The organism is Saccharopolyspora antimicrobica (assembly GCF_003635025.1).
Classification (GTDB): Bacteria; Actinomycetota; Actinomycetes; order Mycobacteriales; family Pseudonocardiaceae; genus Saccharopolyspora; species Saccharopolyspora antimicrobica.
Map to the genome: position 1 here is coordinate 4,512,089 of NZ_RBXX01000002.1, position 17,758 is coordinate 4,529,846.

The 17,758-nt window shown below is 71.0% G+C and carries 16 protein-coding genes and 1 riboswitch; of the genes, 12 read left to right on the forward strand and 4 right to left on the reverse strand.

Features of this window, described 5'->3' with window-relative positions; translation table 11 throughout:
- The first annotated feature begins 399 nt into the window (after positions 1–399).
- From ftsZ to ATL45_RS22010, 12 genes are all read left to right on the forward strand, one after another.
- Positions 400–1,842, forward strand: a complete 1,443-nt coding sequence (gene ftsZ, locus ATL45_RS21955; protein ID WP_093160665.1) for a cell division protein FtsZ — start codon at positions 400–402, stop codon at positions 1,840–1,842.
- 180 nt (positions 1,843–2,022) lie between these two features.
- Complete coding sequence (gene pgeF, locus ATL45_RS21960; RefSeq protein ID WP_093160633.1) at positions 2,023–2,742, forward strand: peptidoglycan editing factor PgeF; 720 nt, start codon at positions 2,023–2,025, stop codon at positions 2,740–2,742.
- Entirely contained in the window at positions 2,739–3,473 is a 735-nt protein-coding gene (locus ATL45_RS21965; RefSeq protein WP_093160635.1) for a YggS family pyridoxal phosphate-dependent enzyme, read from the forward strand. Before pgeF ends, ATL45_RS21965 begins: the two co-directional genes overlap by 4 nt.
- Positions 3,474–3,547: 74 nt before the next feature.
- On the forward strand, positions 3,548–4,180 hold the full coding sequence (locus ATL45_RS21970; protein ID WP_093160667.1) for a cell division protein SepF: 633 nt from the start codon (positions 3,548–3,550) through the stop codon (positions 4,178–4,180).
- Positions 4,181–4,199: 19 nt separating this feature from the next.
- Complete coding sequence (locus ATL45_RS21975; protein WP_093160639.1) at positions 4,200–4,484, forward strand: YggT family protein; 285 nt, start codon at positions 4,200–4,202, stop codon at positions 4,482–4,484.
- Positions 4,485–4,531: 47 nt separating this feature from the next.
- On the forward strand, positions 4,532–5,356 hold the full coding sequence (wag31, locus tag ATL45_RS21980; RefSeq protein WP_093160642.1) for a DivIVA-like cell division protein Wag31: 825 nt from the start codon (positions 4,532–4,534) through the stop codon (positions 5,354–5,356).
- Between the two features lie 84 nt (positions 5,357–5,440).
- The gene (locus tag ATL45_RS21985; protein ID WP_093160644.1) at positions 5,441–5,866 is read left to right on the forward strand and encodes a hypothetical protein; all 426 of its coding nucleotides are present in this window, start codon (positions 5,441–5,443) and stop codon (positions 5,864–5,866) included.
- 541 nt (positions 5,867–6,407) lie between these two features.
- Positions 6,408–9,563, forward strand: coding sequence for an isoleucine--tRNA ligase (gene ileS / locus ATL45_RS21990; RefSeq protein ID WP_121505377.1), 3,156 nt, complete (start codon positions 6,408–6,410; stop codon positions 9,561–9,563).
- Between the two features lie 133 nt (positions 9,564–9,696).
- Positions 9,697–9,812: riboswitch (SAM riboswitch) on the forward strand.
- Positions 9,813–9,847: 35 nt separating this feature from the next.
- A complete protein-coding gene (locus tag ATL45_RS21995) occupies positions 9,848–11,185 on the forward strand; it encodes an aminotransferase class V-fold PLP-dependent enzyme (protein ID WP_093147844.1) in 1,338 nt (445 codons plus the stop codon).
- Positions 11,186–11,510: 325 nt separating this feature from the next.
- A complete protein-coding gene (gene lspA / locus ATL45_RS22000; protein ID WP_246025480.1) occupies positions 11,511–12,179 on the forward strand; it encodes a signal peptidase II in 669 nt (222 codons plus the stop codon).
- Positions 12,180–12,220: 41 nt separating this feature from the next.
- On the forward strand, positions 12,221–13,105 hold the full coding sequence (locus ATL45_RS22005) for an RluA family pseudouridine synthase (protein ID WP_093149620.1): 885 nt from the start codon (positions 12,221–12,223) through the stop codon (positions 13,103–13,105).
- Positions 13,106–13,149: 44 nt separating this feature from the next.
- Positions 13,150–13,446 carry a hypothetical protein gene (locus ATL45_RS22010; protein ID WP_093147852.1) on the forward strand — a complete coding sequence of 99 codons (297 nt, stop codon included), beginning with the start codon at positions 13,150–13,152 and terminating at the stop codon, positions 13,444–13,446.
- A gap of 6 nt (positions 13,447–13,452) precedes the next feature.
- Here the strand turns inward: ATL45_RS22010 and ATL45_RS22015 are convergent, their stop codons facing one another.
- From ATL45_RS22015 to ATL45_RS22030, 4 genes are all read right to left on the reverse strand, one after another.
- Positions 13,453–14,772 (reverse strand): NAD(P)(+) transhydrogenase (Re/Si-specific) subunit beta, encoded by a 1,320-nt coding sequence (locus ATL45_RS22015; RefSeq protein WP_439332500.1) that lies wholly within the window; start codon positions 14,770–14,772, stop codon positions 13,453–13,455.
- Between the two features lie 56 nt (positions 14,773–14,828).
- Complete coding sequence (locus ATL45_RS22020; protein ID WP_093147860.1) at positions 14,829–15,134, reverse strand: NAD(P) transhydrogenase subunit alpha part 2; 306 nt, start codon at positions 15,132–15,134, stop codon at positions 14,829–14,831.
- Between the two features lie 40 nt (positions 15,135–15,174).
- The gene (locus tag ATL45_RS22025) at positions 15,175–16,362 is read right to left on the reverse strand and encodes a Re/Si-specific NAD(P)(+) transhydrogenase subunit alpha (protein WP_093147862.1); all 1,188 of its coding nucleotides are present in this window, start codon (positions 16,360–16,362) and stop codon (positions 15,175–15,177) included.
- Positions 16,363–16,707: 345 nt separating this feature from the next.
- Entirely contained in the window at positions 16,708–17,637 is a 930-nt protein-coding gene (locus tag ATL45_RS22030; RefSeq protein WP_170210309.1) for an Lrp/AsnC family transcriptional regulator, read from the reverse strand.
- Between the last annotated feature and the right edge of the window lie 121 nt (positions 17,638–17,758).

The following is a 17,758-nucleotide window of genomic DNA, read 5'->3' on the forward strand; positions in this document are numbered from 1 at the left end:
GCGGAATTCGAGATCAGCACTTCTGCCTGCCTCGACCGGGTGAGGCGGTGGCCAGGTACGGTGTCGGTGGTGATCGCGTCCGCGACGCGACCACCGCAAGGGGAGGAACGAACTGGGCTCGCTGCGACTCCGCCGGCGGACCCGCTGGGCAACGACGGAACCGGTCGATAGGAAAAGCGACGAGGTGCGCGGCGCAACACACCTGGTACGGATCCCGGCGTGGCTGCTGGACGCACCGACGTCGCCCCGCCTACGGTCCGGATCAGGCACGGGAACGGCCGCACGAGGCGAACCCGAGCCGTGGCGACCAGGGGGACCGGAATCGGCGGCGACCGGCCAGCGACCATCCCGGCGGTCGACGCAGAGAGCACTCCAGCCACGATCAGGAAGGCGGATCCGATGACGCCCCCGCACAACTATCTCGCGGTGATCAAGGTCGTCGGCATCGGTGGCGGCGGCGTCAATGCCGTGAACCGCATGATCGAGGTCGGGCTCAAGGGCGTCGAGTTCATCGCGGTGAACACCGACGCGCAGGCCCTGCTGATGTCCGATGCCGACGTCAAGCTCGACATCGGCCGCGAACTCACCCGCGGTCTCGGAGCAGGCGCCGCACCGGAGGTCGGCCACAAGGCGGCCGAGGACCACAAGGAAGAGATCGAGGAGGTCCTCAAGGGCGCCGACATGGTGTTCGTGACCGCCGGCGAGGGCGGCGGCACCGGCACCGGTGGCGCGCCCGTCGTCGCGTCGATCGCGCGCAAGCTCGGCGCGCTGACCATCGGCGTGGTCACCCGCCCGTTCACCTTCGAGGGCAAGCGGCGCGCCGCTCAGGCGGAGCAGGGCATCAAGGAGCTCCGCGACTGCTGCGACACGCTGATCGTCATCCCGAACGACCGGCTGCTGCAGCTCGGCGACATCGGCGTGAGCCTGATGGACGCCTTCCGCTCCGCCGACGAGGTGCTGCTCTCCGGTGTCCAGGGCATCACCGACCTGATCACCACCCCGGGTCTGATCAACCTCGACTTCGCCGACGTCAAGAGCGTCATGTCCGGTGCGGGCAGCGCGCTGATGGGCATCGGTTCGGCGAGCGGCGAGGGCAGAGCCGTGCAGGCCGCGCAGAAGGCGATCAACTCGCCGCTGCTGGAGGCGTCCATGGAGGGCGCGCACGGCGTTCTGCTGGCCATAGCGGGCGGTTCCGACCTCGGGCTGTTCGAGATCAACGAATCGGCGTCGCTGGTGCAGGAGTCCGCGCACCCCGAGGCCAACATCATCTTCGGTACGGTCATCGACGACTCGCTCGGCGACGAGGTCAGGGTGACGGTGATCGCCGCCGGGTTCGATTCCGGCACCCCGACGCACAAGAAGCTCGAACCGACCAAGGTCGGCGGCCGCACCGAGGACGCCGAGCCGGCGCCGAGCACCGAGAAGCCGGCCCAGCCGCAGGTCGTCGAATCCCGGGCGGAGCCGGTGCAGTCCACCCCGGTGGCCACGCCGCCGCCGGCCCCGGCTCCGACGCCGCAGGCGGAGCAGCCGGTCACCACCCCGGAGCCGACGCAGCAGGCCGCGCAGCCGACCCAGGCCCCGCAGCAGCCGGCGACCCCGCCGCAGCCGGAGCCGGAGCAGCCGGTGCGGCAGCGGCCCGACATCGGCCAGCGCTCCGGGCTGTTCGGCAGCGACGGTTCCGCGACCGGCCAGCAGAGCATCTCGGTGCCCACGCGGGGCACGGGCTACCCGACGCACGGCGGCTCCTCGACCCGCCCCGGCAGCGGCCTGACCAACCGCGCGGTGCCGGTCAACGACGACACCGACGACGACGTCGACATACCGCCGTTCATGCGCCGCTGAAGCCCGCAGCGGCGCCGCCGGCGAGCATCGCCGACAGCACAACCGAAAACAGGCGTGCGGCCCGGGCTGGAACCGGGGCCGGACGGACGCACCGCCCGGGGCGGTGGTGCATGGGCGAGAATCGACACCGGGAGCGGCACCGCTCCCGGTGTCGATTCATGTACGGGGAGGCTGACAGCAGTGCGGATCCGGCGCGTGATCACCACGCGGGAGGGCGGGAGTTCCCGGCCGCCGTTCGACTCGTTCAACCTCGGGGGCCGCGTCGGCGACGACCCGGCGGCGCTGGCCGCGAACCAGCGCAAGCTGGCCGAGGGCATCGGCCTGCCCGAGGACCGCCTGGTGTGGATGGAGCAGATTCACGGCCGCACCGCGACGATCGTCGACGGCCCGCGGCCCGAGCCGGTGGAGGCCGCCGACGCGCTGGTGACCGCCGAGCCGAACCTGGCGCTGGCCGTGCTCACCGCGGACTGCGTGCCGGTGCTGCTCGGAGATCCGGAGAGCGGCGTCGTCTCCGCGGTGCACGCCGGACGGGTCGGAGCGCGGGTGGGAGTCCTCGTGGCAGCGCTCAAGGCGATGCAGCAGGCCGGCGCCCGCCTCGACCGCGTCGAGGCGCTGCTGGGCCCGGCCGCGTGCGGCGAGTGCTACGAGGTGCCCGCCGACATGCAGGCCGATGTGGAGCAGCACCTGCCCGGCAGCGCGTGCAAGACCCGCAAGGGCACGCCGGGGCTCGACCTGCGCGCCGGGCTCTGGGAGCAGCTGGCCGCCGTGGGCATCGCCAAGATCGGCGTGGACCCGCGCTGCACGATGGAATCGCCGGAGCTGTACAGCCACCGCCGGGACAACGGGCGCACCGGTCGGTTCGCCGCGGTGATCTGGGCCGAGCCGGAGGACGCCGAGTGAGCGAGGAACTGCGCCGTGCGGAGCTGGCGGAGTCGTTGAGCGAGGTGCGCGCGCGGGTCGACCGGGCGTGCCGCGCCGCGGGGCGCGAGCCCGGCGAGGTCGAGCTGCTGGCGGTGACGAAGACCTTCCCGGCATCGGACGTGGCGCTGCTGGCCGATCTGGGGCTGACCGAGTTCGCGGAGAACCGCGAGCAGGAAGCGCGCGGCAAGGTCGCCGAGTTCGCCGGGCTCCGCCCGGACGCGTCGGCCCGCTGGCACATGGTCGGGCAGTTGCAGCGGAACAAGGCGCGATCGGTGGTCCGCTGGGCCGACGTGGTCGAGTCGGTGGACAGCGAGCGTCTCGTCGAGGCGCTGCGCAAGGCCACCGCGAACGCCCTCGACGCGGGTGACCGAACACACCCCTTGGAGGTGTTGTTGCAGGTCAGCCTGGACGAGTCGGAGGGGCGCGGGGGTTGTCGGCCCGACGAGGTCCCGGCGCTGGCGGATATGATCACACTGACGAGTGATCTTCGATTGCGCGGTGTGATGGCGGTCGCCCCCCTGGGTGGCGACCCGGCTGTGGCTTTTGACACACTTTCCAAGATCTCCGAGCGGTTACGGGGAGATCACCCCGAAGCTGTCGAGGTGTCGGCGGGGATGTCCGGCGACCTGGAGAGTGCCGTTGCCCACGGCTCGACCCGGGTGCGTGTCGGAACCGCGTTGCTCGGTGGGCGGCGGTTAACCTCGCCGTAGCCGCAGGACAGAGGGGGTCGAGGGTCGGCCTCCTCGTGCTCGGTGGTAGGAGTCGCAAGAGGAAGGGCATGCCGATGAGCGCTTTGCACAAGTTGAAGGCCTACTTCGGCATGGTTCCGGCCGACGAGGTCGACGACTACGACGACGAGGTCGGTTACCGCGAGCGGTACGCCGACTCCGACCGCGACACCTACGACGGCCCCGCCGATCGGGGCACCCGGCGCCGGGTCGGCACCCGCGGGGGCTACCAGGCGGAAGCCGACGCCGAGCCGGACTTCGTCGAGGACTACCGGGAGCCACCGGCGCCGCGCCCGCGGCGCCAGTGGGCGGCGGAGCCCCCGGCGCGCAGCAGCGCGCTGCCCACCGACCAGCCGCGCGAGAACGTCTCGCGGCTGCGGGCGGTCACCGACACGGGCACCCAGTTCAACTTGAGCAAGATCACAACCCTGCACCCGCGCAGCTACAGCGAGGCCCGCACGATCGGCGAGCAGTACCGGGACGGCACGCCGGTGATCATGAACCTGACGGAGATGGAGGAGGCCGACGCGAAGCGCCTGGTCGACTTCGCCGCCGGGTTGGCGTTCGCGCTGCGGGGCTCGATCGAGAAGGTGACCAACCGCGTGTTCTTGCTCTCACCGCCCAACGTGGACGTCGCGGCGGAGGACAAGCGGCGGCTCGCCGAGGGTGCCTTTTTCAACTACGGGTGAGTGGTGGCACAGTTGAGGCGTGAACCCGGTGCAGATCGTCCTGTTTTACGTTCTGTTCTTCTTCTGGCTCCTGCTCACGGCCCGTATCGTGATCGAACTCGTTCGAGTGTTCGCTCGCGATTGGCGGCCCGTCGGGGGGGTTGCAATAGCGTTGGAGAGCATCTACACAGTGACCGACCCACCCGTAAAGTTGGTGCGTCGGGTGATTCCGACGGTCCGGATCGGCGGCGTCGGACTGGACCTATCGATTATGGTGCTGCTGCTGGTCGTGTTCATACTGATGCGACTGGTGCAGCCCGGGTGACGGGGAACCCGGGCTACCCGCAGCCGAGGAGTGCGTGAGGTGATCTTGTGGGCCTGACCCCCGCCGACGTGCATAACGTCGCGTTCAGCAAACCTCCGATCGGTAAGCGGGGCTACAACGAGGACGAGGTGGACGCATTCCTCGACCTGGTTGAAGCCGAGCTTGCCCGGCTGGTGGAGGAGAACAACGACCTGCGCGGCCAGGTCGAGCAGCTGGAGTCCCAGCTGCAGACCGCGCAGGTGGACTTGGAGGACGCCCGCAGCCAGGTGGCGTCCGCTTCCTCGACCCCGGCCCCGACGGAGGAACCGCGCCGGCTCACCCCGGTCCCGGCGCCGACCGCTGCCGAGCAGACTTCGCCCGGTGGTGACCACCACGTGCAGGCCGCCAAGGTGCTGGGCCTCGCGCAGGAGATGGCCGACCGGCTGACCGGTGAGGCCAAGGCCGAGGCCGACGGCATGCTGGCCGAAGCGCGGACGAAGTCCGAGCAGCTGCTCTCGGAAGCGCGCTCGAAGTCCGACAGCATGGTCAACGAGTCCCGGACCCGTGCCGAGACGATGCTCAACGACGCCCGCACGCGGGCCGAGACGTTGGAGCGGCAGGCCCGTGAGAAGGCCGCCAACCTGGAGCGCGACGCTCAGCGCAAGCACGCCGAGGTGATGGGCAACATCACGTCGGAGAAGAACGCCCTCGAGAAGAAGATCGAGACCCTGCGCACGTTCGAGCGCGAGTACCGCACTCGACTGCAGACCTACCTGGAGTCGCAGCTGCGCGAACTGCAGGACCGGGGTTCGGCGGCGCCTGCCGAGAGCAGCAGCCGTTCCGGTCAGCAGGCCAGCTACAGCTTCGGGGCACGTGCGGCCGAAGCAGGCTGACACAGGACTGTCCGCATCGGCGGCGGCGGGCGGCGCGCCCGTCGCCGCTGGTGTGCTTCCGGGCCGCGAGAGGTGTGAGATCGCGTGCTGTTGATCGTGCTGGGACTGGTCCTGCTGGCGGCGGGTGTGCTGATCGGCGCCGTCGTCACCGGTGACGGCGAGCTGGCGTGGCTGTCGGTGTTCGCCAGCGCGGTCGCGGTCGGCCTGCTGGTGGCCGACCGGGTGCGGCGTCGCCGGGAGGCGGCGAAGCGGGAGACCGCGGAGCCGCCGTTCGCCGACGTCGGCGAGGAACCGGCGGAGGAGCGGAGCAACGCGGCGGAGGTCGCGAGGCCGGACGCGCAGGTGCTGGTGATCGACGAGCGCCCGCGCTACCACGTCCGCACCTGCGAGTGGATCGGCACGCGCAAGACCATCAAGCTCACCCTGGGCGAAGCCCGGGAACTGGGCTTCACGCCCTGCGGCCTGTGCGCCCCCAACGCCACCATCGCGGCGGAGGTGCGCCGCTCCTGAACAGAGGTTTCCGGTCTCGTTTTGCGTGGCGGTGCGGGTAGCGGAACCTCAGACGCCGCCTGGACTGCGGGAGCCCGTTCTGATGTATGTCCGATACACGGCGAACGGGCTGTCCTCGCCAGGCGACGTCTGAGAACCCGCGGCGGTGCAAGTGGCGTGGGTGGGTTATGCGCCTGGCGGCGCATGCGACACCTTCCGGGTGCGCCGCGTTGACAGTCGCAGTTGCGGCCCCGACCGATCTTCGGGGTCGGACCGGTGAAAACCGGTGGCGGGGGCCCGGTACGCTGGTGGGACCAGAGCGATGATCCGGCCATCACCGGGGAGCTTCCGGAAGAACGGGTGCTGGGCACCTCAGTAGAACCGGACGGGTCCAGCCCGTCACAGCTGGCAACGAGTGGTCGTCGGCGTTCGCCGGCGGCAAGCGGGGTGGTACCGCGGATCTCGTGCGGAGCACGCGCACGAGGTGTCGTCCCCGCGTGGGCACCGAGGTCTCGGTGCTCGTGCGGCGGCAACGACACACACCGCGAGGAGCGCATCCGCGATGTCATATCCCAAGGTTCAGTTCGGCGACGCCGGTGAGCGCGGCGTGGCTGCCCAGCCCGCGTTCCCGGCCATCGAGCGCCAGGTGCTGGATTTCTGGGCGAGCGACGACACCTTCCGGGCCTCGGTGCAGGCCCGCGAGGCCGGGACCAACGGTGCCAACGAGTTCGTCTTCTACGACGGCCCGCCGTTCGCCAACGGCCTGCCGCACTACGGGCACCTGCTGACCGGCTACGTCAAGGACGTGGTGCCGCGCTACCAGACGATGCGCGGCCGCCGGGTGGAGCGCCGGTTCGGCTGGGACTGCCACGGGCTGCCCGCCGAGGTGGAGGCGGAGAAGCAGCTCGGCATCACCTCGAAGTCCGAGATCGAGAGCATGGGCGTGGCCGCGTTCAACGACGCGTGCCGCACCTCGGTGCTGCGCTACACCGCCGAGTGGGAGGACTACGTCACCCGGCAGGCGCGGTGGGTGGACTTCGACAACGACTACAAGACGCTCGACCTGGACTACATGGAAAGCGTCATGTGGGCCTTCAAGACCCTGTGGGACAAGGGTCTGGTCTACGAGGGCTTCCGGGTGCTCTGGTACTGCTGGCGCTGCGAGACGCCGCTGTCCAACACCGAGACCAAGATGGACGACGTCTACCGCCAGCGGCAGGATCCGGCGGTGACCGTGGGCCTGCGGCTCCAGGCGCCGGGCAAGGCCTACGACGGCGCGCTGGCCCTGGCCTGGACGACCACGCCGTGGACGCTGCCGTCCAACCTCGCCGCCGCGGTGCACCCGGACGTCGACTACGTCCTCGTCGCACCGGGCAACAGCTCGGAGCGCTACGTGCTGGCCGAGGCGCGGTTGAGCGCCTACGCGCGGGAGCTCGGCGAGGACGTCGCCGAGCACGTCGTCGAGCGGTTCAAGGGCTCCGACCTGCTCGGCACGAAGTACCAGCCGCCGTTCGACTTCTTCGTCGGCCGCGAGAACGCCCACCAGGTGCTGGCCGCCGACTACGTCACCACCGACGACGGCACCGGGCTGGTGCACATCGCGCCCGCCTTCGGTGAGGAGGACAAGGTCGTCACCGACGCCGCGGGCATCGAACCGGTGGTGCCGGTCGACGCCCACGGCAAGTTCACCGCCGAGGTGCCGCCGTACGAGGGCCTGCAGGTCTTCGAGGCCAACAAGCAGATCATCCGCGACCTCAAGGACGTCGGCCTGCTGCTGCGGCACGAGACCTACGACCACCCGTACCCGCACTGCTGGCGCTGCGACAACGCGCTGATCCAGCGGGCGGTGTCGTCCTGGTTCGTGGCGGTCAGCAAGTTCAAGGACCGGATGGTCGAGCTCAACCAGCAGATCAACTGGGTGCCCACCCACATCCGGGACGGCCAGTTCGGCAAGTGGCTGGAGAACGCCCGGGACTGGAACATCTCCCGCAACCGGTACTGGGGTTCGCCGATCCCGGTGTGGGTCTCCGACGACCCGAATTACCCGCGCACCGACGTCTACGGCTCGCTGGACGAGCTGGAGCGCGACTTCGGCGTGCGGCCGAAGGACCTGCACCGGCCGGAGATCGACGAGCTGACCCGGCCCAACCCGGACGACCCGACCGGCAAGTCCACCATGCGCCGGGTGCCCGAGGTGCTGGACTGCTGGTTCGAGTCCGGCTCGATGCCGTTCGCGCAGGTGCACTACCCGTTCGAGAACGCCGAGTGGTTCGAGCACCACTACCCGGGCGACTTCATCGTCGAGTACAACGGGCAGACCCGCGGCTGGTTCTACCTGCTGCACGTGCTGGCGACGGCGCTGTTCGACCGCCCGGCGTTCACCAACGTGGTGGCGCACGGCATCGTGCTGGGCGACGACAAGCTCAAGATGTCGAAGTCCAAGAAGAACTACCCGGACGTCAACGAGGTCTTCGACCGCGACGGCTCGGACGCGATGCGCTGGTTCCTGATGGCCAGCCCGATCCTGCGCGGTGGCGACCTGGTGGTCACCGAGGAGGGCATCCGGGACGGCGTCCGCCAGTCGGTCCTGCCGCTGTGGAACTCCTGGTACTTCCTGGCGCTGTACGCCAACGCCGAGGGCGTCACCGGTCAGTTCCGGGTGGACAGCCAGCACGTGCTGGACCGCTACGTGCTCGCCAAGACCCACGAGCTGGTCGGCGACGTGCAGGCCGCGATGGACTCGCTGGACCTCGCCGGTGCGTGCAACACCGTCCGGGACTTCCTGGAGGTCCTGACCAACTGGTACGTGCGGCGCTCCCGCGACCGCTTCTGGGCCGGTGACCGCGACGCCATCGACACCCTGCACACCGTGCTGGAGGTGACCAGCCGGGTGGTGGCTCCGATGCTGCCGCTGACCGCCGAGGCGGTGTGGCGCGGGCTGACCGGTGGCCGCTCGGTGCACCTGACCGACTGGCCGCTGGTCGACGAGCTGCCCGCGGACGCGGCGCTGGTCACCGCGATGGACCAGGTGCGCCAGGTGTGCTCGTCGGCGTCGGCGCTGCGCAAGGCCAACAAGCTGCGGGTGCGGCTGCCGCTGGCCAAGCTCGTGGTGGCCACCGCGGAGGCGGACGCGCTGCGGCCGTTCGCCGACCTGATCCGCGACGAGATCAACGTCAAGGAGCTGGAGCTGACCACCGAGGTGGCCCAGCACGGCCACTTCGAGATCGCGGTGAACGCGCGGGCGGCCGGTCCGCGGCTGGGCCGCGACGTGCAGAAGGTGATCAAGGCGGTGAAGGCAGGCGAGTGGAGCCGCACCCCGGGCGGTGCGGTCGTCGCGGCCGGGATCGAGCTGCAGGACAACGAGTTCAGCGAGCGGCTGGTGTCCACCGACCCCGGTGCGGCCGCCGCGCTGCCCGGGGACCTGGGCCTGGTCGTGCTGGACACCGAGGTGACCCCGGAGCTGGCCGCCGAAGGCGTGGCCCGCGACGTGGTGCGCGTCGTCCAGCAGGCCCGCAAGGAGGCGGACTTCCAGGTCTCCGACCGGATCACGGTGACCGTCTCGGCGCCGGAGGAGGTGCTGTCCGCGGTGGCGGCACACCGCGAGTTCATCGCGGCGGAAACCCTCGCCGACGCGGTCGAGTCCGGTGACGTGGCCGGCGGCTCCACCGGTTCGGTCGGCGACGGCACCGAGATCTCGGTGTCGGTGGCCCGAGTCTGACCTGCTGCGCCCGGGTGGTGCCGGTTTCGCCGGCGCCACCCGGGCCGGAGGTTGGTGTGACGGAGACCTCTCCCACGCTTCGGGAACCGGTGTTGCCCGCGGCGCGGACGTCTTCCTAAAGTGCTGTTCCGAAGGTCATGAGTGCCAGCGCGAAGCCCCGGCTCGCTGGCCGGCAACCCTCCAACCGCGGTGGGGTGCCCCGGGTGAGGACCTGGCCGGTCGCGCAGGGCGACCCGGCAAGCGCGGGCCCCCGGACGGGTCCGATGAGGCCCTGGAGGGGCATCATGACCTCTGCCGTCGTCAGCATCCCGACCCAGTCCACCGCTGACTACCGCGTGCCCGCGGTGGCGGGCAGCGCGCTGCGCGTGCCGCTGGTCAACGGGGACAGCATCGGTTACGCCAACCTCGACCACGGGGCCAGCGCGCCCTGTCTGAGCAGCGTGCAGAAGGCCGTCGACGAGCTGCTGCCGTGGTACGCCAGCGTGCACCGCGGGGCCGGTTTCGCCTCCCAGGTGTGCACCCGGGTCTACGAGGGCGCGCGCGACGTCCTGCGCGAGTTCGTCGGAGCCCGTCGCACCGACTCGGTGATCTTCACCCGAAACACCACCGACGCGCTGAACCTGCTGGCGAAGGCCTTGCCGCGGGGCACCTCCGTGGTCGTCTTCGACACCGAGCACCACGCCGCGCTGCTGCCCTGGACCGGCCCGCGGGTGCGGCGGATCGCTGCTCCGGCGACTCCGGCCGAGGCGGTCACCGCGCTGGACGCCGCGCTGGCGGAATGCCCGGAGGGCCCGCGGCTGGCGGTGCTCACCGGGGCCTCGAACGTCACCGGTGAGCTGTGGCCGGTCGCCGAGCTCGCCCGCGTCGCGCGCCGCCGCGGTGCGCGGACCGTGCTCGACGCCGCGCAGCTCGCCCCGCACCGGCCGGTGCGGATCACCGAGCTCGACGTCGACTACGTCGCGATCTCCGGGCACAAGCTGTACGCGCCGTTCGGCGCGGGCGCGCTGGTCGGGCGCGCGGACTGGCTCAACGCCGCGGAGCCCTACCTGGCCGGTGGCGGCGCCACCCGGCAGGTGCACGAGCGCGCGGTGAGCTGGACCAGCGGAGCGGAGCGGCACGAAGCCGGATCGCCGAACACCGTCGGCGTGCACGCGCTGGCCAAGGCCTGCGAGGAACTGTCGGCGAACTGGGCGGACGTCGTCGCGCACGAGGAGGCGCTGCTGCGCCGCCTGCGGGCCGGACTGCGCGAGGTGCCGGGGCTGCGCGAGCTCTGCCTGTTCGAGGCCGACCGCGAGAGGGTCGGCGTGGTGAGCTTCACCGTCGACGGCCAGGACCCGGGGCTGCTCGCCGCCGCGCTGTCCGCCGAGCACGGCATCGGGGTCCGCGACGGGCTGTTCTGCGCGCACCTGGCCACCCGGCGGCTGCTGTCGCGGGCCGGTTCGGACTCCGACCGCGCAGTGCGCGTCAGCATCGGGCTGGGCACCACGACCGAGCACGTCGACCGCCTGGTCCGCGCCCTGCGGAAGCTGGTCGCCGAAGGCCCGGCCTGGCGCTACGAGCAGGTGGACGGCCGCTGGACGCCGGTCGACGACCCGCGCCCGCTGCCCGACTTCCTGCGCTGAGCCGCCCACCCCGCGGGTCGGTGTGCGATTTCAATGGAAATCGTGCCTCTGATTTCAATGGAACTTGCGGGAACCGTCGGCGTGTTGTGGTAACCGTCGGCGTGCTGCGGGAACCATCGGTGTGTTGTGGGGACCGTCGGCGTGTCGGGTGCCCGACGCGCCGGCGGTGCGTCGGGGTCGGCGCAATTTCAATGGAAATCGGACGTCTGATTTCCATTGAAATTGCATCGCCCGGGGTGGGGCCGGGCTGCGCGTCGGGTGATCGGCCGGTTGCGGAGTCGGTACTGCTGCGATGCGGCCGGTGCGGTTCAGGGACAATGGGGGCGTGAGCAGCGAGCAGTCCTCTCCCAAGCAGTCATCCGCGGAGCCGGTGGATCACGGGGAAGCCGCCGAACAGGTGCCCGAGGTCCCGGCCGAGACCGCCGAGACGTCCGGCGACGCGCCTGCGGCGGTCGAACGGCCGCGCAAGTCCGCGAAGCTGCTGGCGCTGCTGTTCGCGGTGGCGGTGGCAGGCCTGGGGCTCGACATCCTCACCAAGGTCATCGTGGTCGCCGAGCTCGAGGGCGAACCGCCGGTCGAGGTGCTCGGCGGACTGCTCTACCTCGACGTGCTGCGCAATCCCGGCGCAGCGTTCTCGCTGGCCACCGGCCTGACGTGGCTGCTGTCCCTGCTGGCCATCGTGGTGGTCGGCGTGATCATCTGGCTGGCGCCGAAGCTGCGCTCGCCGGGCTGGGCGGCGGGCCTCGGCCTGGTGCTCGGCGGTGCGTGCGGCAACCTCGTCGACCGCATCTTCCGCGCCCCCGGCCCGCTGGAGGGCCACGTGGTGGACTTCCTCTCGATCCTCGCGCCCGGCGGTGCGGTGTGGCCGGTGTTCAACATCGCCGACAGCTGCATCGTCGTCGGCGGCGTGCTGATCGTGCTGCTGTCGCTGATGGGCCGCGACTACGACGGCACCGTGCACCGGAAGAAGAAGGCGGCGGAGAACAACTCGTGAGCGATCTTCGAAACCTGCCGGTGCCCGAAGGGCTGGACGGCATGCGGGTCGACGCGGGCCTGTCCAAGCTGCTGGGCCTGTCCCGCAACGCGGTGGCCACGCTGGCCGAATCCGGTGACGTGCTGCTCGACGGCAGCGCCGTGGGCAAGTCCGACCGGCTGGTGGCCGGTTCGTGGCTGGAGGTGACGCTGCCCCCGGCGCAGCAGCCGCTGCAGGTCGTCGCGGTGCCGGTGGAGGGCATGGAGATCATCCACCAGGACGACGACATCGTGGTGGTGAACAAGCCGATCGGCGTCGCGGTGCACCCGAGCCCGGGCTGGGAGGGCCCCACGGTGGTCGGCGGGCTGGCCGCCGCGGGCGTGCGGATCGCGACCTCCGGAGCCGCCGAGCGGCAGGGCGTCGTGCACCGGCTCGACGCTGGCACCACCGGCGTGATGGTGGTGGCCAAGAGCGAGCACGCGTACTCGGTGCTCAAGCGGGCGTTCAAGGAGCGCACCGTGGACAAGCGCTACCACGCGGTGGTGCAGGGCCACCCCGATCCCAGCCGCGGCACGATCGACGCGCCCATCGACCGGCACCCGCGCCACGACTACAAGTTCGCCGTGGTCACCGGCGGCAAGCCGAGCATCACGCACTACGAGACGGTGGAGGCCTTCCGCGCCGCCTCGCTGGTGGACGTGAAGCTGGAAACCGGCCGCACGCACCAGATCCGGGTGCACTTCGCGGCGATCAAGCACCCGTGCGTCGGCGACCTGACCTACGGCGCGGACCCGGTCCTGGCGCGGAAGCTGGCGATCACCAGGCAGTGGCTGCACGCCCGGAGCCTGTCCTTCGAGCACCCGTCCGGCGGCTGGGTCACCTTCGAGAGCCACTACCCGGACGACCTGCAGCACGTGCTCGACGAGCTCCGCGATCAGGACCGCTGACCCGGTACTGTGGCGAGAAGCCAGCTGTCGACCAAGGGGGCTTGATGGCACAGTCGAGATCGTTCGAGGGCTCGGATGCGCCGACGCCGCCGAACGGCATGCCGGTGATCGACCCGGGAGCCGACGCCGAGACCCCGCCCCACGGGTTCAACAGCCTCGGCGACGTGATCAGCGCGGAGGACGTGGGTTCGGCGGCACCGTCGGTCTTCGGCGCCCCGGAACCCGCGCAGCCGCGCGGCGAGGCCCAGGACTGGCCGAAGCTGGAGTACCGCAGCCGCAACAAGCCGGAGCGCCCGAAGCGCCCCAGCCCCTTGGACTGCTTCCGCCGGAAGGAAAGCTGACGGGCGTCACAGGGCTTTGAGCTCTTCGACCACTTCGCGGACCGAGGACTTGGCGTCGCCGAAGAGCATCGAGGTCTTCGGGTCCACGTAGAGCGGGTTGTCCACACCGGCGAAGCCCGCGCGCATCGAGCGCTTCAGCACGATCACCGTCCTGGCCTGGTCCACGTCGAGGATCGGCATGCCGTAGATCGGGGAGTTCGGGTCGGTGCGGGCCGCCGGGTTGGTGACGTCGTTGGCGCCGATCACCAGCGCGACGTCGGTGCGGGCGAACTCGTCGTTGATCTCGTCCATCTCCTTGAGCTGCTCGTAGGGCACGTCCGCCTCCGCGAGCAGCACGTTCATGTGGCCGGGCATCCGGCCAGCCACCGGGTGGATCGCGTAGAGCACGCCGACGCCCTTGTCCGCCAGCAGCTTCGCCATGTCCTGCACCGCGTGCTGGGCCTGCGCGACGGCCATGCCGTAGCCGGGCACCACGATCACCTGCCCGGCGTAGGCGAGCTGGATCGCCACGTCCGCGGCGCTGACCGAGCGCACCGTGCCACCGGCGACCGCCGGTGCGGCGTCGCCGGTCCCGCCGAAGCCACCGGCGACGATCGACGGGATCGAGCGGTTCATCGCCTTGGCCATCTGGTCGGTCAGGATCGAACCGGAGGCGCCGACGATCATCCCGGCGACGATCATCGCCGTGTTGCTCAGCGCCAGCCCGGCCGCCGCCGCGGACAGCCCGGTGAAGGCGTTCAGCAGCGACACCACCACCGGCATGTCGGCGCCGCCGATCGGCAGCACCACCGCGATCCCGGCCAGCCCGGCCAGCACCAGCACCGCGATCAGCAGCAGCTCGACGTCGTTGCCCAGCCCGATCAGCACCGCGCACACCACCGCACCGGCCAGCAGCAGCACGTTCAGCGGCAGCTGCAAGCGGCCCACCGTGATCGGGCGGCCGGGCACGATCTCCTGCAGCTTGCCGAAGGCCACCAGCGAACCCCAGAACGAGATAGAGCCGATGATCGCGGCGAACAGCGTGGCGATCGGCACGAACGCCGGTTCGTCCTGGAAACCGGCGCTCTCCCGGAACTCCACCCACGCGGTGAGCGCCACCGCGCCGCCGCCGACGCCGTTGAACAGCGCCACCATCTGCGGCATCGCGGTCATCCGCACCCGCCGCGCCGCCGGGATGCCGATCACCGTGCCGACCACCAGGCCGAGCACGATCAGCCCCCAGTTGCCTAGCCCGGGCGTGAGCAGCGTGGCGGCCACCGCGATCACCATGCCGACCGCCGCGATCGCGTTGCCGCGCACCGCGGTCCGCGGCCCGGTCAGGCCCATCAGGCCGTAGATGAACAGCGCGAAGGCGAGGACGTAGAGGACCGACCGCAGCGTGATCACTTGTCGGCGTCCTTCCGCGCGGTTTCCGGCTTGCGCTTGAACATGCCCAGCATCCGGTCGGTGACCAGGAAACCGCCGACCACGTTGATGGTGCCGAAGATGATCGCCACCAGCGCCAGCAGCTGTGAGCCGAGATCGTCCACACCGGACCCGAGCGCCAGCACACCGCCGAGCAGCACGATGCCGTGGATGGCGTTGGTGCCGGACATCAGCGGCGTGTGCAGCGTGTTCGGCACCTTGGAGATCACCGCGAAGCCGACGAAGCCGGCCAGCACCAGGATCGCCAGATCGGCCAGGAACATCGCCCCCTCCTCCGGGGATTGGGGGTGCGGGCACCCGGGCTCAGCCGGAGTGCCCGTCACCTGGTTCTGATCGGGTGATGCAGGCGGCGGCGAGGACCTCGTCGGTGAAGTCGGGGGCGAGGCGCCCGTCCACCAGCATCAGCTCCAGCAGCGCTCGGACGTTGCGGGCGTAGAGCTCGCTGGCGTGCTCCGGCATGCTCGCCGGGAGGTCCAGCGGTGCGGCGATGGTTATCTCGTGGTCCACCACGGTCCGGCCGGGCTCGCTGAGCTCGCAGTTGCCGCCCGCCGCCCCCGCCAGGTCGACGATCACGCTGCCCGGCCGCATCCGGCGCACCGCCTCGGCGGGCACCAGCCGCGGAGCCGGGCGGCCCGGCACCAGCGCGGTGGTGATCACCACGTCGAAGCCGCTGATCGCCGCGCTCAGGCGCTGGGCCTGCTCGGCGCGCTCCTCCTCGGTCAGCTCACGCGCGTAGCCGCCCTCGCCGACCGCCGAGATGCCCAGGTCCAGCCACTTAGCCCCGACCGAACGCACCTGGTCGGCGACCTCGGGCCGCACGTCGTAGCCGGTGGTGCGGGCGCCGAGCCGCTTGGCCGTGGCCAGCGCCTGCAACCCGGCCACGCCGACCCCGAGGACCAGCACCGAAGCGGGTTTCACGGTGCCCGCCGCGGTGGTCAGCATCGGGAAGAAGCGGGTGCACTCGGAGGCCGCGAGCAGCACCGCGCGGTACCCGGCGACGTTGGCCTGGGAGGACAGCGCGTCCATCGACTGGGCGCGGGAGATGCGCGGCACCGACTCCAGCGCGAATCCGGTCACTCCGGCCGCGCGCAGGCGCGGCGCCAGGTCCGGATCGGTCAGCGGGGCCAGGAAGCCGATCAGCGTCGAGCCGCGGGTCAGCTTGCCGATCTCCTCCGGGCTCGGCGGGTTGACCTTCACCACCACGTCGGCCGACCACGGGTCGCCGAGGTGCGCGCCGGCTTTGGTGAATGCGTCGTCGGGGATCAGCGCGGCCTGCCCGGCCCCGGGCTCGACGCGCACTTCGAGGCCCTGCGCGCACAGCCGCTCGACCACGCCGGGGACGAGCGCGACCCGGCGCTCACCCGGCACCGACTCGCGCGGGACACCGACGCTGGTGCGCTGTCCCGCTCCACCCGCCTCTCCGGGATTTTCAGTGGTGGTTGCGTTTGGTGTTGTTCTCGCGTTTGGCGGTTTCTCGTGGCTGGGTTGCATCACGGTCCCCTGAGGTGTGGTTGAGCAGGGGCTCCGGTTGACACAAGGGGTGTCATGACTCCAGATGTCCACAACGCGGGCCGAACCGCAAGGCCCCACGCCCGTTCGGCCGCGGTGGATCACTGGGACAGAGGTATCTCCGAGTGGTGATCACCAGTATTAACAGCGATGGCCGGGCCCTGGGAACGTCCCGGCCCTGTGTCAAGGTTCGTCGTACCGTTCGGCCCTCGGGTGGCCGTGCGCGTTTTGGGGGGCTATGACACCCCAAAACGCGCACGGAACATCGCCGGCCAAAGCGATCGCCGCTACCGAAGCATCAGTGGGTGCTCGCTCCGCAGCGCAAGCTCAGAGGTCGGTGATGTCCCAGGTGAGGGTTCGCTGGGTGTCTCCTGGGCGGGGGGTCCAGCGGACCGCCGTCAGCTCCGTGGAGTCCGGGAGGACGTAGACGGTGTGGCCGCCCGCGGTTTCGCCCGGTGGGACGCCGATGCGGTGCGGTGGGCGGGAGGACAGCGACACCGGCGACTTCGCCACCGCCGAGCCGTCCTGGGCGATCAGCTCCAGGTACAGGTCGGGCAGCGAGGTGAAGGGTGTCTGGCCGCGGTTGGTCAGCTCGGTGTGCACCACCACCGAGCGCTCGCCCTCCTTGAGCTCGTAGCCGGCCGCGGTGAACAGGTAGTCCGCCGGGTCGACCACCTCGACCAGCAGGATCGTGATCCGCTCGCCCTCCAGGCCTTCCACGTCGAGCTTGCTGCCGACCTTGCCGGTGCGCGCCGGCGGCTGCGGCGCCTGCTGGTCGCCGCGCGCCCACGCGGCCGATCCGGGCGGGCCCCAGACGTTCATCGGGTCCTGCGGGGCGGGCTGCTGCGGGAACGAGGTCGGCGGCGGGCCGGGCACGAACCGCTGCGGGCCGCTGGGCGTGCCGTAGCCGGGGGCCGGGTAGCCGCCGGTGGGCATCGGGTAGCCGCCGGTGGGCTGCGGGTAGGAACCCGAGGGGACCTGGTGCGCGCCGCTGGGGCCGGACACCGGGTAGGGGCCGCTGGTCATGTTGTTCTGCGCGGCCCAGTGCTGCGCTGCGGCCACCGCGTTGCGGATGGCCTGCGGGTCGCACTCGACGCCGACGATCAGCGGGAGACCGGTGGTGGAGAGGGCAGCGAGGCGCGCGGCGACGTCACGCACGTCCATGCCGAGCCGACCGGCGATTTCGGGCACCGCCGCTCGGCCCATCTCGGCGACGACGCTCAGCAGTCGCACGTCCACGGGATCAGGGCCAGCCACGTCGTGCCACGCTACCCGCTCGGCAGTTCCCGTGCGTAAACGGCACGGATTTCGCCGGCGGTTCCGCGCCTGCTCACCGCGCGCCGCGGCGGAAACGCACGCAACGCCGGGGGAATCGGCG